This is a genomic window from Acinetobacter sp. ANC 3903 (genome assembly GCF_002135315.1).
Classification (GTDB): domain Bacteria; phylum Pseudomonadota; class Gammaproteobacteria; order Pseudomonadales; family Moraxellaceae; genus Acinetobacter.
This window is the reverse complement of record NZ_NEGA01000025.1, coordinates 1-24768: the sequence shown is the minus strand read 5'-3', so window position 1 is coordinate 24768 and position 24768 is coordinate 1. Positions and strand designations below refer to the sequence as shown.

General features: G+C 46.9%; 21 protein-coding genes. 15 read left to right on the top strand and 6 right to left on the bottom strand.

Features of this window, described 5'->3' with window-relative positions; all coding sequences use genetic code 11:
* The 7 genes from uca (at position 1) to B9T29_RS15650 (ending at position 9780) form a co-directional block, all read left to right on the top strand.
* On the top strand, positions 1-3606 hold the full coding sequence (uca, locus tag B9T29_RS15675; RefSeq protein WP_086176814.1) for an urea carboxylase: 3606 nt from the start codon (positions 1-3) through the stop codon (positions 3604-3606).
* 77 nt (positions 3607-3683) lie between these two features.
* Positions 3684-4946, top strand: a complete 1263-nt coding sequence (locus B9T29_RS15670) for an AAA family ATPase (protein WP_086176813.1) — start codon at positions 3684-3686, stop codon at positions 4944-4946.
* Between the two features lie 3 nt (positions 4947-4949).
* The gene (locus B9T29_RS15665) at positions 4950-5702 is read left to right on the top strand and encodes an HNH endonuclease (protein WP_086176812.1); all 753 of its coding nucleotides are present in this window, start codon (positions 4950-4952) and stop codon (positions 5700-5702) included.
* Between the two features lie 683 nt (positions 5703-6385).
* Positions 6386-6511: a hypothetical protein gene (locus B9T29_RS16760; RefSeq protein ID WP_265733373.1), complete on the top strand. Its 126-nt coding sequence runs from the start codon at positions 6386-6388 to the stop codon at positions 6509-6511.
* Positions 6504-6956, top strand: a complete 453-nt coding sequence (locus B9T29_RS15660) for a CopG family ribbon-helix-helix protein (protein ID WP_086176811.1) — start codon at positions 6504-6506, stop codon at positions 6954-6956. The genes B9T29_RS16760 and B9T29_RS15660 overlap by 8 nt, the downstream gene beginning before the upstream one ends.
* The gene (gene atzF / locus B9T29_RS15655; protein WP_086176810.1) at positions 6953-8761 is read left to right on the top strand and encodes an allophanate hydrolase; all 1809 of its coding nucleotides are present in this window, start codon (positions 6953-6955) and stop codon (positions 8759-8761) included. Before B9T29_RS15660 ends, atzF begins: the two co-directional genes overlap by 4 nt.
* Positions 8758-9780 carry an ABC transporter substrate-binding protein gene (locus tag B9T29_RS15650; protein ID WP_086176809.1) on the top strand — a complete coding sequence of 341 codons (1023 nt, stop codon included), beginning with the start codon at positions 8758-8760 and terminating at the stop codon, positions 9778-9780. The genes atzF and B9T29_RS15650 overlap by 4 nt, the downstream gene beginning before the upstream one ends.
* Before the next feature lie 92 nt (positions 9781-9872).
* Here B9T29_RS15650 and B9T29_RS15645 read toward each other — a convergent pair whose 3' ends face one another.
* The 4 genes from B9T29_RS15645 to B9T29_RS15630 all read right to left on the bottom strand — a co-directional run bounded on the left by B9T29_RS15645 (position 9873) and on the right by B9T29_RS15630 (position 15222).
* Positions 9873-10202: a DMT family transporter gene (locus B9T29_RS15645; protein ID WP_086176808.1), complete on the bottom strand. Its 330-nt coding sequence runs from the start codon at positions 10200-10202 to the stop codon at positions 9873-9875.
* A 19-nt stretch (positions 10203-10221) separates the two neighbouring features.
* Positions 10222-11103: an ABC transporter ATP-binding protein gene (locus tag B9T29_RS15640; protein WP_086176807.1), complete on the bottom strand. Its 882-nt coding sequence runs from the start codon at positions 11101-11103 to the stop codon at positions 10222-10224.
* Positions 11103-12047, bottom strand: coding sequence for an ABC transporter permease (locus B9T29_RS15635; RefSeq protein ID WP_086176806.1), 945 nt, complete (start codon positions 12045-12047; stop codon positions 11103-11105). The genes B9T29_RS15640 and B9T29_RS15635 overlap by 1 nt, the downstream gene beginning before the upstream one ends.
* An 829-nt stretch (positions 12048-12876) precedes the next feature.
* Positions 12877-15222 carry a DUF1989 domain-containing protein gene (locus B9T29_RS15630; protein WP_086176805.1) on the bottom strand — a complete coding sequence of 782 codons (2346 nt, stop codon included), beginning with the start codon at positions 15220-15222 and terminating at the stop codon, positions 12877-12879.
* 159 nt (positions 15223-15381) lie between these two features.
* Here B9T29_RS15630 and B9T29_RS15625 point away from each other — a divergent pair, with 159 nt between their 5' ends.
* From B9T29_RS15625 to B9T29_RS15590, 8 genes are all read left to right on the top strand, one after another.
* The gene (locus B9T29_RS15625) at positions 15382-16563 is read left to right on the top strand and encodes a sensor histidine kinase (protein ID WP_086176804.1); all 1182 of its coding nucleotides are present in this window, start codon (positions 15382-15384) and stop codon (positions 16561-16563) included.
* Position 16564: 1 nt separating this feature from the next.
* Entirely contained in the window at positions 16565-17281 is a 717-nt protein-coding gene (locus tag B9T29_RS15620) for a response regulator (protein WP_086176803.1), read from the top strand.
* A gap of 25 nt (positions 17282-17306) precedes the next feature.
* On the top strand, positions 17307-18086 hold the full coding sequence (locus B9T29_RS15615) for a PAS domain-containing protein (protein WP_086176802.1): 780 nt from the start codon (positions 17307-17309) through the stop codon (positions 18084-18086).
* Between the two features lie 147 nt (positions 18087-18233).
* The gene (locus B9T29_RS15610; RefSeq protein WP_086176801.1) at positions 18234-19598 is read left to right on the top strand and encodes an NAD(P)-binding domain-containing protein; all 1365 of its coding nucleotides are present in this window, start codon (positions 18234-18236) and stop codon (positions 19596-19598) included.
* A 240-nt stretch (positions 19599-19838) separates the two neighbouring features.
* Positions 19839-20378 (top strand): dimethylamine monooxygenase subunit DmmA family protein, encoded by a 540-nt coding sequence (locus B9T29_RS15605; protein ID WP_086176800.1) that lies wholly within the window; start codon positions 19839-19841, stop codon positions 20376-20378.
* Positions 20375-21319, top strand: coding sequence for a PDR/VanB family oxidoreductase (locus B9T29_RS15600; protein WP_086176799.1), 945 nt, complete (start codon positions 20375-20377; stop codon positions 21317-21319). The genes B9T29_RS15605 and B9T29_RS15600 overlap by 4 nt, the downstream gene beginning before the upstream one ends.
* 15 nt (positions 21320-21334) lie before the next feature.
* Positions 21335-22354, top strand: coding sequence for a heme-dependent oxidative N-demethylase family protein (locus B9T29_RS15595; RefSeq protein ID WP_086176798.1), 1020 nt, complete (start codon positions 21335-21337; stop codon positions 22352-22354).
* Between the two features lie 63 nt (positions 22355-22417).
* Positions 22418-23548 (top strand): aminomethyltransferase family protein, encoded by a 1131-nt coding sequence (locus B9T29_RS15590; protein ID WP_086176797.1) that lies wholly within the window; start codon positions 22418-22420, stop codon positions 23546-23548.
* A gap of 431 nt (positions 23549-23979) precedes the next feature.
* On the opposite strand, the gene B9T29_RS15585 is transcribed toward B9T29_RS15590, so the two are convergent.
* Entirely contained in the window at positions 23980-24318 is a 339-nt protein-coding gene (locus B9T29_RS15585) for a P-II family nitrogen regulator (RefSeq protein ID WP_086176796.1), read from the bottom strand.
* Between the two features lie 186 nt (positions 24319-24504).
* Positions 24505-24768 (bottom strand): formyltransferase family protein (locus B9T29_RS15580; RefSeq protein WP_265733372.1); only part of this gene is annotated, 264 nt, incomplete at its 5' end.

Genomic DNA, 24768 nt, shown 5'->3' with positions numbered 1-24768 from the left:
ATGTTCAATAAAGTCCTCATTGCCAACCGTGGCGCGATTGCCTGCCGCGTGATCCGTACTTTAAAAAAATTGGGTATCCAGTCGGTTGCAGTGTATTCAGAAGCCGACCGTGATTCTTTGCATGTCACACTGGCCGATGAAGCGGTGTATATCGGTGAAGCAGCGGCCAGTCAAAGCTATTTAAATGTTGAGAAAATTTTAGAAGTTGCCAAACAGACCGGTGCGCAGGCCATTCACCCGGGTTACGGTTTCCTATCTGAAAATGCCGAATTCTGCGACCTGTGTGAATCACAAGGTATTGCCTTTATTGGTCCAAACTCCACACAAATGCGTAAGTTTGGCTTGAAACACACCGCACGTGAACTGGCGATTCAGGCCAAGGTGCCATTGCTGCCGGGCAGCCAGTTATTGGCAAATGAAGCTGAAGCGCTGACTGAGGCTGCGCGTATTGGCTATCCGGTGATGCTAAAAAGTACCGCAGGTGGCGGCGGCATCGGCATGCGTCTGGTCTGGAATGAGACTGAACTGAAAGATGCCTATGCAACGGTATCTTACTTAGCCCAAGCCAACTTTAAAGATGCGGGTTTATACCTAGAAAAATTTGTACAAAACGCCCGTCATATCGAAGTGCAGATTTTTGGTGATGGCAACGGACAGGTACTTGCACTGGGTGAACGTGATTGTTCAGTACAGCGTCGTAACCAGAAAGTGATTGAAGAAACCCCGGCACCACATATCACTGATCAACAGCGTGCCTATATCCAGAATGTCGCGATCCAGCTGATGCAATCAGTGAATTATCGTTCGGCTGGTACGGTTGAATTCGTGATGGATACCGATACGCAGGAATTTTACTTCCTGGAAGTGAATACCCGTCTGCAAGTCGAGCACGGCGTGACGGAGCAGGTCTTTGACGTGGATCTGGTGGAATGGATGGTGACCCTGGCCAGCGGTGACTGGACTGCACCAAGTGAAAAACTGGAAGCCAAAGGTCATTCGATTCAGGTGCGTTTATATGCCGAAGACCCGATCAAGAACTTCCAGCCCAGTGCAGGACTTTTAACCCATGTTGAATTTGATGCCCATGCCCGTAATGAAACCTGGGTAGAAACCGGTTCCACCGTATCCTCTTTTTACGATCCGATGATTGCCAAAATCATTGTCACCGCAGACGATCGTGAGTCTGCGATTCAGGCGATGACCGAAACGCTGGCAAAAACGCAGGTTGCGGGGATTGAAACCAATCTGGAATATCTGCAAAACATCATCGACTGTGAGGTGTTTAAAGCCGGTACCCAAACCACACGTTTTTTAAATACCTTTGCATGGAAAACCCAAAAAATTGAAGTGCTGCAAGCGGGGATTCAGACTGCTGTGCAGGACGTCACAGGTCGTTTGGGCTATTGGGATGTCGGTGTACCGCCCTCCGGTGCGATTGATCCATTGTCACTCAATGTCGCCAACCAGTTACTTGGCAATGCGCCAAATACGGCCGGTCTGGAATGTACCCTGCAAGGCCCAATGTTGAAATTCCACTGTGATAGCCAGATCGTACTGGCCGGTGGGGATATGCCATCAACCTTGGATGGTGTTCAAGTCCCGATGTGGCAAACGGTGAATGTACGTAAAGGCCAGATTTTGAAATGTGGCAAAATCGCCACAGGTTGCCGTACTTATATCGGCATCAAAGGCGGCCTGAATGTGCCTCAATATCTGGGTTCACAAGCGACCTTTACCTTGGGCCAGTTTGGTGGTCATGCCGGCCGTAACTTACTCATTGGCGATATGCTTCCGATTACGGCATATACATCAACCGAAGTCACTGCGCTTGCATCTAAGAAAATTCCAACATTCAGCCATGAATGGGAAATTGCGGTGATGTACGGCCCGCATGGCGCGCCGGATTTATTTAGCAAAAATGACATTGATACCTTCTTTGCCCACAGTTTTGAGATTCACTTCAATTCAAGCCGTACCGGGATTCGTCTGATTGGTCCTAAACCAGAATGGGCACGTGAAGACGGCGGTGAAGCCGGTCTGCATCCATCGAATATTCATGACAATGCCTATGCCATTGGTGCAATTGATTTCACCGGTGATATGCCAATTATTTTGGGTCCAGATGGGCCAAGCCTCGGTGGTTTCGTCTGTCCAGCCGTAGTGATCAATTCTGAACTGTGGAAACTCGGTCAGCTGAAAGCCGGCGATAAAGTCAAATTTGTCCCCGTTAGCTACCCCCAAGCCAAAGTGCTGAATGAAAAATATCATGCGCAGTTAGAAGCGTCAGATACAAAAGACGTAGCATTTGATGAATCGTTCTACCCTGAAATCAGTACGCTGAAAAATGCCGTGCTGGATACCTTAAAAGGTCAGAATGGATTGCCGGATGTAGTGTATCGTCCTGCCGGCAATAACTATATGCTGGTGGAATATGGCGAGCTGGTGCTGGACCTGAACCTACGTTTCCGTATCCATGCCTTGATGAAATGGGTACAGAAACAGAATATTGCCGGCATCATTGACCTGACACCGGGCATCCGTTCGCTGCAGATCCATTTTGATTCGATCCAGCTGGATCAGCTCGACCTGCTGCGTCTATTGCAAGTCGCTGAAGCAGAACTGCCGGATGTGACAGCAATGCAAGTACCATCACGTACCGTGTACTTGCCATTGGCTTGGGAAGATTCACAAACCCAACTGGCAACTGAGCGTTATATGCAAACCGTGCGTCCAGATGCGCCGTGGTGTCCGGACAATATAGAGTTCATTCGCCGTATTAATGGCTTAAAAGATAAACAAGCTGTAAAAGATGTGGTTTATAACGCAAGTTACTTGGTGATGGGCCTGGGCGATGTGTATTTGGGTGCACCCGTGGCGACCCCGCTTGATCCACGTCAGCGTCTGGTCACCACCAAATATAACCCGGCACGTACCTGGACACCTGAAAATGCCGTAGGTATTGGCGGTGCCTATATGTGTGTGTACGGTATGGAAGGTCCGGGGGGGTATCAGTTTGTCGGTCGTACTACGCAAATGTGGTCACGCTACCGTAAAAATGCCGACTTTGAACAAGGTAAACCGTGGTTACTGCGCTTCTTTGACCAAATTAAGTTCTATGAAGTCTCTGAAGCGGAACTCATGCAAATGCGTGAGGACTTTAAAGCGGGTCGTTTAAAACTACGTATTGAAGATGGTGTATTGAACCTGAAGGAATACAACGACTTCTTAATTGAAAATCAGGAATCGATTTCTGCTTTTAAGTCCGTACAACAAGCTAATTTTGATGCAGAGCGTCGTCGCTGGCATGCAGCAGGTCTTGCAGAATATGTGTCTGAAAGCCTGGACGCTGTTGATGATGGTGAAGGCGTTGAAATTCCTGATGGTGGCTGCGCCGTAGAGTCGCATATGCCGGGTTCAATCTGGAAAATTGAATGTGCTTCGGGTGATATTGTGGAAGAAGGTGCAACCTTGGCCGTCATTGAAGCGATGAAGATTGAGATTCCAATTCTTGCCCCTGAGCGTATGCGTGTTGATGCCATTACCATTGAGAAAGGGCAAACGGTAAAAACAGGGCAGGTGTTGTTTACCTTGGCGCCTGTGGCTTGATGAAATTGGATTAAAAAAGACCGTCCGTAAGGGCGGTTTTTGCTTTTAAATATTAATAATATATAGATAATATATGCATGATAAATTCGATTAAATCAGAAATGACTAACTACTTTATAAAGTCTTTTAATGCGGAAAACTTTAGACAGTTTTCTAAAATTTCAGTGAAATTTAATGAAAAATTTAATTTTTTGACTGGTCCAAATGGGTGTGGGAAAAGCAGTATTTTAACAGGTATTCATCACTGTATTTATAATGACTATCAGTCATCTAGACTAAGTAAAGAGTCGACTTTTTTTCTTGAAGCTGTCATGGATTCGGCAGTAGTTTTCTTTGGGATGGGAAAAGGATCCTTCAAAGAAAATAATTCATATCGTCGTAGTAATATAGAAAATTGGAAGCGTCCAAATATTGCCCTGAATTCTGAACAAGACAGCCTACAAATTTTTTTACCTTACGAGAATAAAGGAAAATTAGTTCCATTATTTATTGGAACAAAAAGATTTATTGATTATGTAGAAATTTCTGGTGCTAAACGAGAAGAATCACAACAACAAGCTATAGAAGAGTATCAAAGAAAAAATCTTGACAGTAAGAGCTCGAATGTTAAGCAATGGTTTATTAATAGATACTTTTACATTGACAAAGAATGGGCGATTGAAGAAAGAATTAATTGGGATATTTTGCTTGATAATTTAACAAGAATTGCCCCAACTGGAAGTGATTTTCAATATTTAAGAACAGAAAGAGATTTAGAACCTATTTTTCAATTGTATGGTCAGGAATGTTATTTAGAAGAATTATCCGCTGGATTCCAAGCAATTTTCTCTATAATCGCTAATATCATTGAATGGGTTGAAAAAATTAACCCTCAAGGTAGTAGGAATATTCAACAAGCAACAGGTACGGTACTAATTGATGAGTTAGATCTTCATTTACACCCTGAATGGCAATTTAATATTCGAGATGGTTTAGAAGCTTTATTCCCTAATCTTCAGTTTATCGTAACGACACATTCACCTCATCTTTTGGCTTCCGCAAAAGAAGGCGAAGTCATTATTATGAGTCGTGAAACAGGAAAAACAGAATATCATTTTGAGCCTAGTAACAAGCGTTATTCAGGCTGGAATACTGATCAGATTTTAGAAGATGTAATGGGAGTTAAAAGTCTTAAAAATAAAGATTACGAAAGATTAATTGATGAAGCTTTTGATGCCTACGAATCAAAAGATAAGACTAAGCTTTTATCTGTAATGGAACAGCTGAAAAGTATTACTCATTCTGATGACACGATTGTTCAAGTGCTAGAAATGAAAATGGCTTCTTTGGAGCTTCAATAAGATATGATTAAACTTGAAAAACCTGTTGATATTCCTCAAATCCTTCAAGATAAACAAAGAGAATGGACAGATCATTTACTTTCATTAGTAAGTAAATATGGAAGTTATAAAGATATTCCGAAAGAAGAGAAAGCTTCAGCTCTTAGTCATTACAGACATAAGGACATTACTACCCCTTTATTTGATAGCTCACATCAAAAATGTGCTTTTTGTGAAGGTACTCCTAAAGATAGTGGCAATATAGAAGTTGAACACTTTTATCCAAAATCTAAATATCATAATAAGACTTTCGAATGGGAAAATTTTTTACCAAGTTGTCGTAAATGTAATGATTCTAAACTTACTCATGATGTAGGTGTTCAGCCTATTTTAAATCCATATGATGAGGACTTTAATCCAACACAGCATTTTGAATTTATCTTAGCTCGAATGAAAGGTAAGACAGAAATAGCAAAGATGACGATCGAAGTTTGTGGTTTAAAAAGTCGTTTATATGACCCTTACAGCAAATTGATTAAGGTCTTCTGTGAGTATGAACAGACTTTAGAAGAAGCACTTGAAGAATTAATAGGTAAAGATACTGATAGAAAACGGTTAAACCAAATACGTAAAATTTCAGATTCCATTGATAGAATTGAGAGTTTAATGAAGCCCACTGAAAAATATTCATATTTTTGTAGTTATATGATTAAACATAGTGAAATCTATAACGAAGCAAAACATGTTTTGTCTGATGCATTAGCTAACGTTGATTAAAATGTAATAAGTAGAAATCCCAAGTATTACTTATTTTATCAAGTCATCGACTCAAAAGTTGTTGTGCCTGTTCTGGATGTAGATCGGCGAGATACCATTTATAAAAATATGTAAACAAACCGCCTCTTGGCGGTTTTTATTTTAAATATGCTTATGACCTAAGAGCCAAATTCTCAAAGCCGGAATCAAAATCCACAAACTCATTGGTACAACACTATAACGGCCACCCAAGACTACATAGCACAATTTTATATTTTAAATGACATCGTTTTGGTGCAAATCTGATCAATCTTGGCGCATAAACATTTGATCAATATTTTTAAGCACTTTTTATTTTAATAAATAGCTGTTTTTAGATAATTTTATTTATAAGAACTAAGCTGGCATGCTTTCTGCTTTTATTTATATGACAGATAAACAGAGGAGAGCCATTCACTTGATCACTCAACCACACTCATCGGTCAACCCATCATGTATAAAAAAAATAACCGTACATGAATAATAAAAGCAATCGAACCGGTGAAATTATCAATAACCCCCTGATTTAAAACAGGCCCCAGCTCAGCGTAATGGGGCTTTTTTTTAGCCGTTTTTATTTTATCCCATCGCTACAATTGGCACGCTTTCTGCATTTTAGCAAGTAATACGAAATTCCAGTTTTGTAATACCTGTAGGAGATGCACATGAATTATCCAGACTCGAATAAAAAGCTGCATCCATGGCTGAAATTTTTAGTTGAGCTTTTAAGCGTACGTGCCGGACTGCATTTACAGCAATCCCCACAGCAGAAGGAATACCGCCGTGGCTAAACAAAAATTGGCACGGATTAGTATCACCCTGCCAGAAAGCACGCTTCAGGCACTCGATCAAAAGATTGTCGAGCAACATTATGAAAGCCGTTCTCAGGCTATTGTCGACATGATTAACCGCTATTTGATTGACGATCTGGTGGCACACGATGAAGTGATGGTCGGCACATTGACGTTGGTCTATGACGTCAGCCTCAAGCCGCTGCGTTCCCAGCTGGTGGACCTGCAACAGCAATATCTGGAACAGGTGATCAGCTCGCTGCATATCCAGCTGGATGATGAAAAAGTCCTGCAGGTGATGCTGATGCAGGGCGTGAGCAGTGACCTGAAAGAAATTGGCGAACAATTTATTGCATTGAAAGGGGTGCTCAAAGGGCACCTGGAACTGATGGATGCCGTGATGCCTCCCATTCCCCAAAATACCAATAAAGGAGTATTGTCATGAACACTTTATGGACGATTCAGGACTGGCAGAATGCCTACCAACAGCAGCAGATCCAGTTACAGGACCTGATCTCCTATGTTGCATCGTTTAACAATGACAATCATGCCTGGATTTCAATTTCCACAGCAGAACAATTACAAGCACAAATTGATGCGCTAAAAGACAAATCATTAGATGATTTACCGTTATATGGCATTCCATTTGCGGTGAAAGACAATATTGATGTTGCCGGTTTTTATACCACTGCGGCCTGTAAAGAAGCTGCGTATCTGGCCAGCCAGGATGCAACAGTGGTTGCCAAGTTGAAAGCGGCTGGTGCGATTGTGGTGGGTAAAACCAATCTGGACCAGTTTGCAACCGGTCTGGTCGGCGTACGTTCTCCATACGGTGCAGTGAAAAACAGCTTTCATCCTGAATATATCAGTGGCGGTTCAAGTTCGGGTTCATCTGTGGCGGTTGCCAATGGTCAGGTGCCCTTCAGTTTAGGCACCGATACCGCAGGTTCGGGCCGTGTGCCGGCAGGACATAACAATATTGTGGGGCTTAAACCGACCAAGGGCTGGTTCTCAACTTCGGGGCTGATTCCGGCTTGCCGTAGCATTGATGTGATTTCAATTTTTGCCTTGACGGTGGATGATGCATGGCAGGTAGCCCAGATCATGCAGGGTTATGATGCATCTGATGAATATTCACGCCAGCATCCAGCCAATGTGCCCACCCAGTTTTCCAAAGGCAAAATTGCCATTCCGGCACAGCTGGAATTTTATGCAGATGTGGAATCGGAAAAAGCCTTTGAACTGGCGATCGCTCGTGCCAAACAGCTGGGCTATGCTGTCGAAGCGATTGATTTCAGCATTTTCAATCAGCTGGCTTCGGCTTTATATAACAAGGCTTGGGTCGCAGAACGCACCAGCGCCGTAGAGAAAATGGTCTCGCGTGAGGTGACCCATCCGGTGATTCACCAGATCATCAGTCAGGCGGACAACTTCAATGCTGTCGATATGATGCAGGCGGAATATGAACGTGCCCAGCTGGCGCGCCAAATCAATCTGGCATTGGCGGACTTTGATGCCCTGATGGTGCCTACAGCACCGACCATTTACAAAATTGCCGATGTGGAAGCAGACCCACTGGTCAAAAACAGCCACATGGGTGCCTATACCAATTTCGTCAATTTTGCCGATCTGTCAGCTTTGGCACTGCCAAATAGCATTCGCGCCGATGGCCTGCCAAGCGGCGTGACCTTTATTGCTCTCGCCTGGATGGATCAGGCCTTGGCCAACTTTGCTCAACGCTGGCAGCAATCGACCGCTTTAACCCTGGGGACTTCGCAAAAAACTTATATACCAAGCACCCAGATTCAATCTCAGCATTCGGTCAAACTTGCTGTCGTAGGTGCACACCTGACGGGTATGCCGTTGAACTTCCAGCTGACCACACGTGGCGGAACCTTGCTGCAAACCACCCAGACCGCAGCCAGCTATAAACTGTATGCCTTGAAAAATACCACACCGCCTAAACCGGGCCTGCAGTACAGCAGCACAGGTCAGAAGATTGCAGTCGAAGTCTGGGATATTCCATTTGCCAACTTTGGCCAGATTGTTGCGGAAGTTCCGGCACCGCTCGGTATTGGCAATGTTCAGCTGGCGGATGGTCGTTGGGTCAAAGGCTTTATCTGTGAAGGCTATGCGCTGGAAGATGCCACTGACATCAGCCATTTCGGCGGATGGCGTGACTTTATTCAATCAAAACAACCTTCAAACACGCGTTTTAAATGTAATTGCATAGGGGAAATCGCACCATGATGAAAAAACTAAGTTTGGCCGCATCAATCTGTGGCGCCATTTTATTGAGTGGCTGTGACAATACTGCAAAAGTTCCAGAACCATCCAGTAAAGCAACTGGAACGGTAAATACTAAACCAATCACCATTGGCTACAGCGACTGGCCAGGCTGGGTGGCTTGGCAAGTGGCTATTGAAAAAGGTTTCTTTAAAGAAGCCGGTGTGAATGTAGACTTTAAATGGTTTGACTATTCAGCGTCGATTAATGCCTTTTCTGCAAACCAGCTGGATGCAATTTCCGTGACCAATGGTGACAATCTGGTGATTGCATCCGGCGGTACTAAAGGTGCAATGATCATGGTGACAGATTATTCTGCGGGTAATGACGTCATCATTGCCAAAAACGGCATCAATAGCATTGCTGAACTAAAAGGCAAAAAAATTGCGGTAGAAAAAGGTCTGGTTGATCATTTGTTGCTATCAACAGCGCTTGAAGATGCCAAGATCAAATCAGCTGATGTAAACCTGATTAACTCAATGACCAATGAATTACCTCAGGTGTTTAATAGTCCTGATGTATCTGCCATTGCCGTTTGGCAACCTGTGGCAAACCAGGCGTTGAAAGCAGTTTCAGGTTCTAAAATCATCTATAGCTCGAAAGACAAGCCGGGCTTAATTTACGATACCTTGACCGTCAATATGACGCATCTGGATGCGCATAAGGAAGAATGGAAAAAGATCATTCAGGTTTGGGACAAGACGGTTAAATTCATCAATGACCCAGCGACTCATGAAGAAGCCGTAAAAATCATGGCAAATAAAGTGGGCGTTGATCCTAAACAATATGAACAGTTTATTGGCGGTACACTTCTGCTAGATCTGTCAGCCAATAAAAAGGTATTTAGCAAAGGTACAGGTTTCGATTCAATTTATGGATCAACTTACCATGTGAATAAATTCAACGTAAGCAATGGTGTTTATACTACTGAACAAGATGCAGATGGCCTGATTGTGCCAACACTGGTGGAATCATTACAATAATACCAAAAACGTGAAAAGCCCAGATCCAAATCTGGGCTTTTTTCTGGTTTATTTTTAAAGTTTGCAATGACTGAGAAACGACAAGTAAAAAATTAAACAGTAGTTGAATTTGAAAAGATATTAATAATAAAAATACCCACCAGGATAAATGCCAAACCGATCATCGCAGCGGCATCCAGATGTTGTTTAAACACAATCCAGCCTACCGTAGAAATAAATACAATTCCAGCACCAGACCAGAGAGCATAGCTAATCCCCATCGGAATGCTTTTCATGGTTAATGCCAGGAAATAAATGGCAATCAAATAACCAATACAGGTCACAACACTGGGTTGCCAAACGGTAAATCCTTTTGATGCATTCAGTGCAGAGGTCGCAATAACCTCTGAAATGACTGCAATCAATAAATACACATAAGCCATTATGGTCTTGGTCTACCTCTTATTTGGAGTTACTAATTTTAGTTAAGCGCGGAATCTCCGGCAGATCCGCCAGTGCAGGATCCAGTTCATCTTCCTGGGCATGTACCAGATGATCGACATGCTCACGCAGCTGTTTAAATTCCGGGGTCAGCATCAGATCGGGATGACGTGGACGTGGCAGATTCACTTCGATAATTTCCTTGATCTCACCTGGATTGGCTTTCAACGCCACAATCCGGTCGGCCAGTAAAATCGCTTCATCCATATCGTGAGTCACGAAAATGATGGTGATGTCGATGTTCTGCCACAGGTCCATCAGGTGACGCTGCATTTTCTGGCGCGTATGCGGATCCAGCGCACCAAAAGGTTCATCCATCAGCAAGACCTTGGGTTCATTGACCAGCGCACGGGCAATCGCGACACGCTGTTTCATCCCGCCAGACAGCTGATGCGGATACTGGTCCTGATATTTTTCCAGACCAATGATATTGATCCATTCCCGTGCCTGCGCTTCGGCTGAGGCATTACTTTGGCCTTTCATTTTCGGGCCAAACATGACATTTTCTTTGACGGTTTTCCATGGGAACAGGGTATAGCCCTGAAACACCATGCCACGTTCCGGACTCGGACCGGTAATCGGCTGGCCATCGACCAGAATCTCACCACTGCTATACGGGTCTAGGCCCGCCACCACACGGCTAAAGGTCGACTTGCCGCAACCGGAAGGACCAATCACACAGATAAACTCACGCTTATGAATTTTGAGATTCAGGGCATTTAAAACCGTACGTTCAGTTTTGCCATGACTGAATTTTTGCGTCAGCTGTTTCGCTTCCAGAATCACCGGACGGCTATAAATCTTGTCAAAGTATTCGCGGGTATTAAATTCAGGGTTTTGCATTAATTTGCTCCCGGTTTCCATTTAAATAGGCGTTGTCCCAATTTCATTAAAATCACGTCACAGAGCAGGCCAATCACCCCAATGATCAGGATCGCTGCAAAGACATTGTCAAAATTCTGGTAACGGGCTTGCTGGGTAATAAACCAGGTAATCCCGGAGGTACTGCCGATCAGTTCCGCCACGATCAGATAGGTCCATGCCCAGCCGAGCAGGACACGCAGATTGCGGTAAATTTCAGGAAGGGCTGCTGGAATCACCACATGAAACAGGCTTTTCATTTTATTGGTGCCTAAGGTAAAACCGGCTTCAATCAGGCTACGGTCTACCAGACGTGTGGTATTGGCAATAATCAGGATTTGCTGGAACAGGGTGCCAATGACAATGATGGCAATTTTCGGTGCATCATTGATCCCTAAAATGGCAACTGCAAGTGCGCCAAAGGCCGGGGCAGGCAGGTAGCGGAAAAATTCAACAAAAGGCTCGGTCAGCTGGGAAATTTTATGAGAGAAGCCACATAAAATACCGAGTGGAATCCCGATCAGTGAAGAAATAAAGAAAGCACTAAAGACCAGCTTGATACTGTGCCACAGGCTTTCATGGAACCAGGGTGCATTGGCCTGTGCCGGTTCAGTGGTGAATGCCGTGACCAGGGCAATCGCCACTTCATGCGGGGCGGGCAGATAGATCGGATTCACCAGAATCCCTTGAGGTGGAGCCAGACCTTGATCTAACGCAGACTGGGCGGCAGAGAAAAAGACATTTTTATCAATGCGACTACCGACCTGTAAATAGTTCACGCTGCCTGAATCGGCAATCTGGACTTGTGGATGCCAGATAAAAGGTAAATAGCTGACTGCACACCAAATCAAGACCGGTATTAAAAAAGACCCCAAGCCAAACAGTAGTTTATTTCTTTGACTGAGTTCACGTGCAACGTAACCCATAGTGTTGCCCCTCAATATTACAATTTTTATAAAACGTAATACTGATTAAGCAAAATGGGTGCCAAAATTATTGTTTTCATTCACTGGACTGCTGGAAATAGCCTAAGCTAAAAAATCGATGCTTAAATTATGCATAATGCCACCTTTTACCTAGGACAAAGGTTTCAGAAGAGGGGGATATTGTGCAGGTCATGATCTGATGTGACTTTAGTCCCTGGTTAAAAAACGTGGGAACTAAAATCAGGTGGCTCGGATAGATGAGTAAGAAGTTAGCCTGAACCATGATCTGGCCTAATGGGTGGCAAGCGCCAGAGAGCAAGTATTGAAAGCTTTTAAACTTGCAGTTAAAAATAACGTAAAAACTAAAAAATGGAAGAATTTCTACAATTTAAGCAGACATATAGCGATGGTTCGCTCATCATTTCTCTACTTTTGGTATGTAAACAACTTGCAGTAAATAATTTAGAAATTGACATTCTGCTTAACCTCAAGGCACAGCTATCTACACATCTTTCTCGATCCTGAACATGTGTTGCTATTTTCTCTAACTCATCAACTGAATATTCTGAAGCTGGCTGGAGGGTATCAGTTTACTGAATAAGCCAAACGACCTACCCGGGTAAGGAGCGTGCAGTTATTACCACCCGGGATATTGCGCCTTTAAAATATTTGTATAATCCTGCCATAGCCAGGTAGGAACTCAGGGTTAAAGAACCGCACCCTCTAGCAAAATGCAGCGCTGGTCTCATGTTCAGAGTACCGTTCAGCGGTGGCAATGTTCAGCTTTAAAGAGCATCCAACGGCTAGGCAAAAATGATGGGTTGGATAATCAACTTTTCACTCTTAACCTTTGTGGATCATAAAAAGGCAAATCCACCACTTTGGCTTTCAGGCGTTTTTTAAGGCCATCCAGTTGTCCAACTTCGACAGCGGTATCTGTTAGGGCATACTGCGGTGCAAGGCGGCACAGGGCAATCTGTTGCTGCAGCAAAGGAGAGTTGGCTGCACTGGTCACCACACCCACAGGAAAACGTCCGACATAGACCGGGTCGCCATGCTGGACCGCTTCATTGCCCTCCAGGACCAGGCCCATGAGTTTATGCCGGCTTTCCGGAGCCTGATTTTTCATGGCCTGTTTGCCGATAAAATCTTCTTCCTTGGTTTTCATCGGTACCGTGAAGCCAATGCCCGCTTCATAAGGATTGGTTTCGGCTGAAAACTCATGCTGTGCAAAGATCAGCCCGGCTTCTATGCGCAACAAATCCAAGGCATCAAAACCCAGCGGAGCAATCTCATATTGCTGACCCTCCTGCCAAACGGCATCCCAAAGCTGTTCGGCATGGCTAGGATGACACCAGACTTCAAAGCCCAGCTCACCGGTGTAACCGGTGCGTGATACCATGACCGGAATACCGTCTGTACCGCCCAGCTTGCCGAGGGTAAAGTGGAACCATGCTAATTTCTCTACGCTTGGCTGATGTTCAGGTGTCCAGATCAGTTGCTGCAACAGCGCACGGCTGTGCGGACCTTGCACTGCAATATTGTGAATATGCTGGGATGAATTGCGGATGCTGACTTTATAGCCATGCTGCTGTGCCAGCTGTTTCAGCCAAGTTCCTGAATATTCATCACCGCAAATCCAGCGGAAACAGTTTTCACCCATGCGGAAAATCGTGCCGTCATCCACCATGCCGCCGGTTTCCAGACAAGAGGCCGAGTAGGCAATTTCACCCACCGCCAGTCTGCGGATATTGCGGGTCAAGGCATACTGCATAAAAGCTTCTGCATCCGGGCCGGTAATTTCAAATTTGCGCAGCGCGCTTAAATCGATCATGGCGACCCTTTCACGGCAGGCCAGATATTCTGCTTTGGCACCCCAGCCGTCGTATTCATTGGCAATCCAATAGCCGTGGTACTCACTGATTTTTGAAGTAAGCGCTTGGATGCGCGGAAAAAATCCTGATGCTTGGGTCATGCGCGGCAGTTCCTCGGGGTCAATTCGATAATGCTGGGAGCGTGGGAAATGCTGATCCTGATCATAAATCCGGACCAGAATATCCGTCGGTACCCAGCCATTGGAAGGATCAATATCGTCAGGGCAGGCAGATGATGCACAGAGCAGATCGCGGTGGGCGTGCAGCAGGACATAATCTCCCGGTCTGGACCACGGTTCTGCCATGCTGATTGCACCGCAAGGTTCAACAAAGGTGTTGTAAAACAGGTTAATGGCAGGCCATGCATTGCGGCTTTGGATGCCAAAAGGCTGCAGAACCTGGTTAAAATTATCGGTGCAGGAAATATGGCCAAAGTAGCCGGAATCGTTATAGAACTTCGGACTGCAGGCACTCAGGAACATATCGTGCCGGCCCACGGTGTCTTGAACCACTTCGGCCAGCGCTTGCAGATCTGAGGCAAAAAACTTAGAGTGCAGCCCGGGAGCCGGGGTAGCATGCCCCAAAATGGTCCGGGTGGCCATGGCATCCAGACCCAGTTCTTGGCCTTGGGCCAAAGCCTGGGCATCAAAGGCCAAAAAATCGGAACACTGCTTGCCCGACAAGTCGATAATTTGAATCCATTGTCCTGCTTTAACGCTATACGTCCGTGCTGAAGCGCGCGGTATCAGAATTTCCTGCACCGGTTTGGCTAAAGGCTGCGGCAAATAATAATGCACGGGCTGGGCTTTAAATAGCGTCACGGGCACTTCATCTATGCAGTACTGCTGCTGCACATTCATGTCCAGGCCGGTATTGAACACGATGACTTGAATTGCCGCAGACGCCTGAAAAATGCGCTTTCCAGGGCTGTGCAAGGTCAGCGCCTGCTCCAGCCAGTCAGGCTGTATCGCATGCTGTGCTAACTGCTGTTTCAGGCGCTGGCCTGAGGCGCTGTCCTGATTTAACTGTGCATGTGTAGCCCGAGCAGCATTGGCCACCAGAAGGGATTCGGCCTGTAGTGCCTGAAGCAATTCCGGCATAAGCTGCTGTTCTGTATTGAAAATAAGCAGATCAATACTCTGTTGTTCAGGTAAGTCAAATTGAATGCGATCGCCCGCATCCAGGTCAAAAATGTGCATGCACTGTGCATCTGCGCGCAAATACAGTTCATGGATTGGCTGCTGCAAATGAATATATTCATCTGTCACTGCAGTTGTTAAAGCTGAAGTAAGCGTTCCCATAGATGAGCCCAAAGCGTCCCGCTGGTTCTGATGCTATTCATTTCACACATATTCTGCTGGCACAGCAATTTCTCCAGAGGCATACCCTGAATAGGGTAGTGCTGGATGTTGGCATGATTCCTGCTCAAATAATTTAACTGTAAAGAATAATTCAGCAGCATGGCGCATCTTGCGAGTGAAGTGATGAATGACGGCAAAATAGAGACAGAGCGGGCCATAAACCAGGCAGGTGATTTAGATCAGACCCAACGGCTGCTTCGCCAGCGTGAATTGACGCTGTTTTATCTGCAGGCCAAATTAAAGCTGATGCAGATTCAGGATCCCAAGGCCGAATTGCCACTTTTTCTGCAATGGCTGAAACAGCATTTTCCTGTACCGGGCTTGCCGGAATATTGTCTGGTGATGTGCTATCCCTTCACTCAGGAATGTTTCATTTTTCATGCCTTGGCGCAACCGCTGGCGCAGTCTGAGGTACGTCTGCTCCAAGAGCAGCTGCTACCGCGCTCCGTCTCTGTGATGCAGCAGGATGTGCCGCTGCTGCTGGGGCAGCATGATTGCCTCCCGCTGTTTACAGGACAGAATTTTGCAGTCTGGCGAGTCTATTTAAACTATTCGGCAGCCCAGCCGGTGGAAGCGGAGCTACTACAGCAGCTGGATCAGGCTTTGCAATCGGGCTTTCAGGAACGCGCGCTACAGCAGGAGCGCATACAAACCATATTGCAGCAGGAGCGGCGTGATTTTTCGGCTGACTTACATGACAGCATTGCGCAAATTATTGGATTCTTAAGGTTGAAATCCGCGCAGCTGAACCAGCAATGCAAACAGCAGCCTGGTTATGCACCGCTGCTGGAACAGACCGAGGAGCTGGCGGCTTATACCCATTATGCTTACCAGCAGGTGCGTGAATTAATTACCGCCTCACGCTTAACCTATCAGGAACTGGATTTTTTCACCGCGCTGAAAAAAATTATTGCCGAATTTGAACATCAGTCCAGTGTGGCTTTTGAACTGGATAACCGTGTTCCACAGCTGAAAGTCAGTGCCAGACAGTCGGTACAGCTGCTGTATATCATCCGTGAAAGCCTGAGCAATGTTGTGCGTCATGCCCACGCCAGTACAGCCGTCATTTCTGTAAAGCGCAATTTCACTCAGCAGCTGCACATTCAGATTGCAGATAATGGCCGCGGCATACAGGCAGGGCGGAAACGGCCGGACAGTTTCGGACTGGAAATTATGCAGGAACGTGCCGAACGGATTGGTGCTGTGCTCAGTATCCGCCCGAATCAGCCCTGCGGCACCTGCGTTGAACTGATATTAGACCTGAACACTGGAGGGGAATGAGATGAATAAAATTGCAGTCAGTATTGTAGATGACCATGCGCTGTTCAGGCGCGGTGTGGCGGATATTATCCGCCAGTCCGAGCACTTTGATGTACAGCAGGAATACAGCAGCGGATCAGCATTTCTGTCAGCGCTGGACACCGCGAACATTGAATTGCTGCTGCTGGATGTACAGATGCCGCAGATGAGCGGCATTGAGGTACTAAAATGCATCCGGGAACGCAATGTCGATCTTAAAGTGATTATTTTAACCGCCAGCCTGGAGGACAGCATTGTATTGGATGCCATTCGTCTGGGTGCCAATGGCTTTTTGCCCAAAGATACCTTGCCGGAAGATATTCTGCTGCAACTGCATCAAGTCATGCAGGGCAGGACCGTATTGCATGCCGATGGGGTCGCTTTGCTGGCCCAGCAAGTCCGGCAGCAGACAGCACCCCTAGCCGCTGCCTTGCATAAAACCTCTGAACAGGTGCTATTGCAGCGCAAACTGCTATCGGAAATGACGCAGCGGGAGCAGGAAACGTTAAAGCTGATCGCCAAAGGCTTGAACAATAAACTGATTGCCCGTGAATTAGGCATCAGTGACGGTACGGTAAAAGTCTATGTGAAAAGTCTGCTACGCAAACTGAATGTGCATTCACGGCTGGAGCTTTCCGTGTGGGTGCATCAGCAGCTTAACACTGCAGATTTTGATATTTATCCCTCGTCTTCCGTTTAAGGTTCACCGTGCGAGTAATGCTGATATGTCGAAAATAGCGCTGCCCTCCAGCAAAGATGAGCTGAATATGGACTTGAATCAGGATTGGCCTGAACTGTTTGACCAGTTTGCCGATATTGCACTGTTGCTGGATAGCCATGGCACGATTCAGCGCAGCAATCGTACCTGGCACAACTTGCTACAGCTGCAACCGGATGCTGCAGCACAGCGCTTACCCTTGAGCTACTGGCTGTATTCCGAAGATAGTTTGACCTTCCAATGTGCCCTCATGGCCGGACGGCCGTGCAAGCTGGCACTGCGCCTGTTAATCCCGGAACAGCCCTTGGTGTGGTTTGATCTGTCGCTGCAGCCGATCTGTGCCGGTGACGGAAAAAACCAGTTGCGGGGATGGTGCATTTTAGGCACGGAGCAGACGCAAAAAATCCGGCAGCAAGAACTGCAGGATGCACAGCAGCGTAGTCTGCATGATTTGCTGTCGCGCCTGCCAGTCATGCTGTACCGCTCACGCAATGACTGGAACTGGACCATGGACTATGTCAGCAGCGGCTGTCAGCAGATAACCGGTTATCGCAGTGAGCTGCTGATCAATACGCCGCGCTATGGACAGCTGATTCATCCCGATGACCAGCAGTATGTCTGGGACAGTATCCAGTCGGCCTTGCAGTGCCATCGCGTATTTCATTTGCATTACCGCATTGTCACTGCCCAGAACAGCATACAGCGGGTACAGGAAATCGGGCAGGGCCTATATTCGCAAAGTGATATGGTGCTGGGTCTGGAAGGCGCTGTATTTATCCAAAACTGAGGGCATGCAAGCCGCTAAAGCGGCATGACCCCAGGTAAGTATCCCCTTGTGCATACCCCATCTGAGGAATTTCGAAATGATGTAGGCCTGTCTAAGGTAATGGCATCACGGCAGTTTTGTTTAAAACAGATCACATGGAGATTCACCATGAAACGAGTTGCAATTATTGGGGCAGGGCCAAGCGGGATGGCGCAACTGCGCGCTTTTCAATCTGCGCAAAGCAAGGGCATCGAAATTCCGGAAATGGTATGCTTTGAAAAGCAGGCCGACTGGGGTGGTCAATGGAATTATACCTGGCATACCGGCCTGGATAAACATGGTGAACCGGTGCATAGCAGCATGTACCGTTACCTGTGGTCGAATGGCCCGAAAGAATGTCTGGAATTTGCAGACTATACCTTTGATGAGCATTTTGGCCGGCCGATTGGTTCTTATCCGCCACGTGCCGTGCTGTGGGACTATATCAAAGGCCGGGTAGAAAAAGCCGATGTACGCAAATATGTCCGCTTCAACAGCGCGGTGCGCCATGTCGAGTTTCACCCGGACAGCAAGCAGTTTTCAGTGACGGTGCATAACCATGTCACCGATGAGGTGTATACCGAGACTTTCGATTTTGTGGTGGTGGCTTCAGGCCATTTTTCTACCCCAAGAATTCCTGAATATGAAGGTTTCGGCAGTTTTGGCGGACGGATTTTACATGCCCATGACTTCCGTGATGCACTGGAATTTAAAGGTAAAAATGTACTGCTGGTCGGCAGCAGCTATTCTGCTGAAGATATCGGTTCACAATGCTATAAATATGGTGCGAAGCAGATTATCAGCTGTTACCGCAGTTCACCGATGGGTTATCACTGGCCAGAAAATTGGTCAGAGCGTCCGCAACTGCTGCGGGTCGATCAGACCCATGCCTATTTTGCTGATGGCAGTTCGGCCGAGATTGATGCCATTATTTTATGTACCGGCTATTTGCACAGTTTCCCGTTCATGTCGGAAAGCCTGCGTCTAAAAACCGATAACATTCTCTATCCGCTGTACCTGTATCAGGGCGTGGTCTGGGAAGCCAATCCGCAGCTATTTTATTTAGGCATGCAGGATCAGTGGTATTCCTTCAACATGTTTGATGCACAGGCTTGGTATGCGCGCGATGTGATGCTGGGTAAAATTGCCTTGCCGAGTTTTGCCGAGATGCAGGCCGACACCCAAGCCTGGCATGAGCAAGAAAAAACCCTGCAGGATGCAGCAGCCATGTTCAAATTTCAAGGCGACTATATTATGCGCCTGATTGATCAGACCGATTATCCAAGCTTTGATATTGAAGCGGTGCGGCTGACCTTTTTGCAATGGAAAAAACACAAGCAAGAAAACATTATGGCCTTCCGTGACAATACTTACTGTTCATTGATGACCGGGACTATGGCAACGCCGCATCATACGCCCTGGATTGATGCCCTGGATGACTCCCTGGAGGCCTATTTACAGACCGAGGCAGACCTACAGCAAAAAGCGGGTTAGGACGGTCAGTGCTTGACCTGCAACACTGCCGGGCAGACCCACAAAATATAGTAACAACCTGGTATACGTTTTTTCTGCAGCAGCTGGTTTCCAGCTGCTTTTTTTATGTCTGCGTTAGCTTAAAAACTCCCCCCGCATGCTGTGCTTTACCCCTTAGTGGGTATGATTTAGAGGGAATGGTCAGGCGGCGTAAAAACCTTTAAATATCTGATTATGTAGTTCTTATATGAGGTTTCTCAAATGATGGAAGCCATGCACAGTACCCCCAGATATCAAACTGTAGAAACGCTGCACTGGAATGCACCCAAGTATGTGCTGGTGTTGCAGCATGCAGCATCGGCAGTGACACAGCAATTAACCCAAATGAGCAAACAGCACCCGCAAACGGTGCAGCTGATGCTGGACAGTCAACAAGATCAAGCCTTGGCTGGCCTGCTGCATGAACTAGAGACAGTGCTGCAGCAGGAAAAGGCTGGCGTGCGTGCCGTGGTCTGCGGTGATGAATCCTTTGTTTGGACAGTACAGCAGTGCCTGGTGGGTACGGGCTGCCTAGATGAGGAAATCAGCTTGATTGCGGATAGCTCCAGCCTGCAAAACCCGCGTAAAAAAGTCTACTGCGTGCACTGCGGGCATATTCAGCACACCGTTAAAGACGAGCTGTGTAGCTGTGAACAGTGTCAGGTCGAACTGCTGATCCGCAGTCATTTTTCTGAACGCCTTGGCGCCTATATGGGAGTCTGTGCCAATGCGCATCAACCTATGGGAGTACTCAGCGCATGAACCCAACCGTTCCTGTCCATGTGACCCGAATTCATCAAGTTACCCCGATGATTCGCGAATTTACCTTGGCCGCTTTAGATACCCCCTTGCAGCCGTTTTCCTCCGGCAGTCATGTGATTGTGCAGCTGCCAGTGGAAGGCCGCATCATCCGCAATGCCTATTCATTGCTGAATGCCCCGTATGAGCAGCACCAGTATCAAATTGCGGTACGCTTGCAGGAGAACTCGCGTGGCGGTTCGCAATACCTGCATGAAAAAATTCAGGTGGGCGATACCCTAAATATTTCTGCACCCCTGAATTTATTTTCACTCAACTCTCAGGCCCAGCACCATGTATTTATTGCCGGCGGCATCGGTATTACCCCGTTCCTGTCACATATGAAATACCTGCTGCATGCCGGACACAGTTTTGAACTGCACTATGCCTGTCGTGACGGCATCAGCAATGCCTATGAAGATATGCTGATGCAGTTGTTCCGTGATCAGGTACATATTTATTCGGAAAAAAAACAGCGCCGTTTGGACATAGAAGCATTGCTGAGCCAGCAGTCTCTCGGCAGCCATGTCTATATTTGCGGGCCAGAGCGCCTGATTCATGCCGTTGTTGACTGTGCGGAAACGCTGGGCTGGTCAAAAAAACGTGTGCATTGGGAAGCTTTTTCTTCGCCTGCACCCGGAGTCGCATTTGATGCCGTGCTCAGTAAAAGCCAGCGCCGTATTCATGTGCCCGGCGATTTCAGCCTGCTGGAAGCACTGGAACAAGAAGACATTGAGGTGCCCAATCTCTGCCGCGGTGGCGTATGCGGTCAATGTGCCACGTCCTACAGCCAAGGCGAGGTGGAACATCTGGATCATTATTTAACGGTGCAGGAGCGGTCGACGCAGTTGATGCCTTGCGTTTCACGTGCCAAACCAGGCCATTGCCTGCATTTAGACCTATAGCTTTGGGAGATTACGATGACGGTTCAATTTAACCCCAATGAAAATATGCATGATCAGTTTCACTACCATAACAGTGCAAAGGCGATTGCCCGTTTTCCTTTTCCATTTCCCGAAGACCAGTATATGTATTCGGTGAATATTGAGCCGGTTGTTTCAAGGCCGGATAGTATTTTCGAGCATTGGTTCGATGTGGATGAACATTATGTAACGGACATGAACGAGCGCAGTTTAACCCTGCAACAGGACCCGAAACGTTGTATTGTCATGCCACACATGCGTCAAGCCAGCTGGGACTTTTTGGAAATGGTGATGCTGCGTTATGCAGAAGATTACCCTGAACATTTCCAGCTGGAGCGCGATGGCCTGAACTGGCACTGGGTCAATCAACCCTTAAATATCGATGTCCATTTTATTTTTGGTCAGGCAGACAGCTTGCCTATGGATCCGTTTGAATTTATCAGCCGTCAGTTCCAGGGCGATGTTGCCTTGCTGGACCAGCGTGATGGCGATCTGTTTATGGATACTGGCATGATCACCGGCCCTGCAGACTGGTCACTGAATTTTGATGCCGGTATGAGTTTTAAGCAATGGCACGCGCCTGTGCCAAAGCTGGCACATAACCTGGGGGTGTTTGAGCGCGCACTCAAATTCCTGCTCAACATTCAGGTAGGCCAGCCCTACCGGCGTCTGAATTGGACCATAACCATCAATCCACGTATGGATACTTCCTCGGAAACCTATCATTTATGGGGACATGAACGCGGACTGGTCACTGCGGAAAATGCCGGTGAACTGGTGCATTTGCGGGTGGAGCTGCAAATGATGCCGCGTCTGGCGCGCAGCAATGCACTGCTGTTCAGTATCCGCACTTATCTGATTAGCCTGAATGATTTGACCAGCAACCCGGCATGGGCCAAACGGCTATACCGGGTAATCCGCGATTTGCCTGAGCCGATCGCAGAATACAAGGGCATCAGTGAATATCGTGAACCGCTGGTGCAATGGCTCAGCCAGTTCGATGGCGTAGATGAATAACAGCTCAGTTTCATAACCTGAAGCAAGCAGCACATTTTAAAATATTCAATAAGGAAGACCTGTATGGCAAACTCTTGGCGCATTTCTGCATTGGCAACCCACCACCGCCAGCTCGGTTCAAAATTAGAAGACTGGAACGGCATGGGAACGGCATGGACCTATGATTCGGATATTGCAGATCACTATACGGCCATCCGCACCAAAGCCGGCTTGATGGATGTTTCGGGCCTGAAAAAAGTCCATTATGTCGGCCCGCATGCGGAAAGCCTGCTGGAATATGCAACCACCCGCGACATTTCCAAATTGTATCCCGGCAAATCCGTGTATGCGACCATGCTGAATGAGCAAGGAAAATTTGTGGATGACTGCGTGATTTACCGTACCGGGCCAAATGCCTTTATGGTGGTGCATGGCACAGGCATTGGCTATGAAATGCTGATTCGTTCAGCGGCTGGGCGTCAGGTTGCGGTATTGTTTGATGATGACCTGCATGATTTATCGCTGCAAGGGCCATTGGCCGTGGACTATTTAGCTCAACATGTTCCGGGCATTCGTGATTTGCCCTATTTTCACCATCTGCAAACCAAACTGTTTGGTGCGCCTGTCATGATTTCACGTACCGGATATACTGGCGAACGCGGCTATGAAATTTTCTGTAAGGCTGCCGATGCACCGATGATTTGGGAAACCATTCTCAGTACCGGCGCTGAATATGGCATTATTCCCTGTTCATTTACCACGCTGGACTGGCTGCGTACCGAAAGTTATTTACTCTTTTTCCCGTATGACAATTCAGAATATTTCCCCTTCAAGAATGATGTTTGCGGCGACACCTTGTGGGAACTCGGCTTGGATTTCACGGTTTCACCGCATAAAGGCGAATTCCGCGGCTGCTATGAGCATCGCCGTTTAAAAGGCAAAGAACGCTTTAAAATCTTCGGTGTATTGCTGGAGGGCGATCAGGTGCCTGCAATGGGAGATACCTTATGGGACGGCAATCAGCAAGTAGGAGTCATTACCTGCGGCATGCATTCGCCGCTGACCGGTAAAACCGTGGCCATCGCACGTCTGGATGTGCCTTATGCAGAGCAGGGCAAAGCGCTGCAGGTCAAAGGCAGCCTGGAGGTAAATGCAATCACGCATACCTTGCCATTTGATGATCCAGAGAAATTAAAACGCACAGCAAAAGGCTAAGCAGCCAGCAATCCACTCAGCCTAAAAAAAATCCTGCAAGTGAGCAGGATTTTTTTTAGGTGTTTTATTTGACCAGTTTGAGCAGCCGATGAGTCTGGAGCTGGGCCTGCTTTAAACTGATGGGAAGCCGTTTTCATATTCCCTTTTCTTTGAATGACCGCATGGATATGGCCTGCGATGGAGGCATGTAGCAAGTTGCAACACATCTCGAGGATAGCGGCATAGTCACAGCCTATTTATAGAGCCCTTGAATAAGGGCAGAAACGGTGCAATAGGCTTTCAGAGGGAGAGTCAGAATTGTACCCGGCTGGCAATAAAAGAGTTGAGTTCAGTCTTATGAGTCCCCAAACCCCACTTGCCGGGTAATTCAGTGTTTAACTTTTGCGAGGGTGATCAAACCAAAGGGTTGGGGGATGGGATCGAGCATAACACTAAATGGCGTCCATACCGGTTTCACCTGTGCGGATACGTACCACTTGTTCCAGTGCGCTGACAAAAATTTTACCGTCACCAATTTTGCCCGTAGTGGCAAATTTGCTGATAATTTCAATCGCTAATTCGACCTGATCGCTCCGGACGGCCACTTCCAATTTCACTTTCGGCAAAAAATCGACCCTGTATTCGGCGCCGCGGTACATTTCGGTATGGCCTTTTTGACGGCCTGCGCCTTTGACTTCGGTCACGGTCATACCATGAATGCTGTGTTTGTTGAGCTCTTCACGGACATCGTCCAATTTGAATGGTTTGATAATGGCGGTGATCAGTTTCATACAGTACCTCTTAATTTTATTGTATTCATTTTCATTCTTGAGCAAGATTTATTTTGCAAGAATGATGCCATTTTTCATTTTAAAATCATATCAATAGCAATCGGTGCAACTGTACGGCCAGCATCATAGTTGCCAGCTGAGTGGCCGTACAGCTGCGCTGGTGGTGCGCTTAGCCTTCCTTAGGCCCTATTTAAATACCACCGTACGGTCATCATTAAGGAATACGCGGTGTTCAACAAAGTATTTCACTGCTTTGGACAGCGCGACTGTTTCGGTATCACGCCCTACCGACACCAGGTCATCCGGTAAATAGGCATGGTCTACCCGCTGCACTTCCTGCTCGATAATCGGGCCTTCGTCCAGATCACCGGTGACAAAATGTGCCGTGGCCCCGATCAGTTTTACGCCGCGTTCAAAGGCCTGATGATAAGGCTTGGCCCCTTTAAAGCC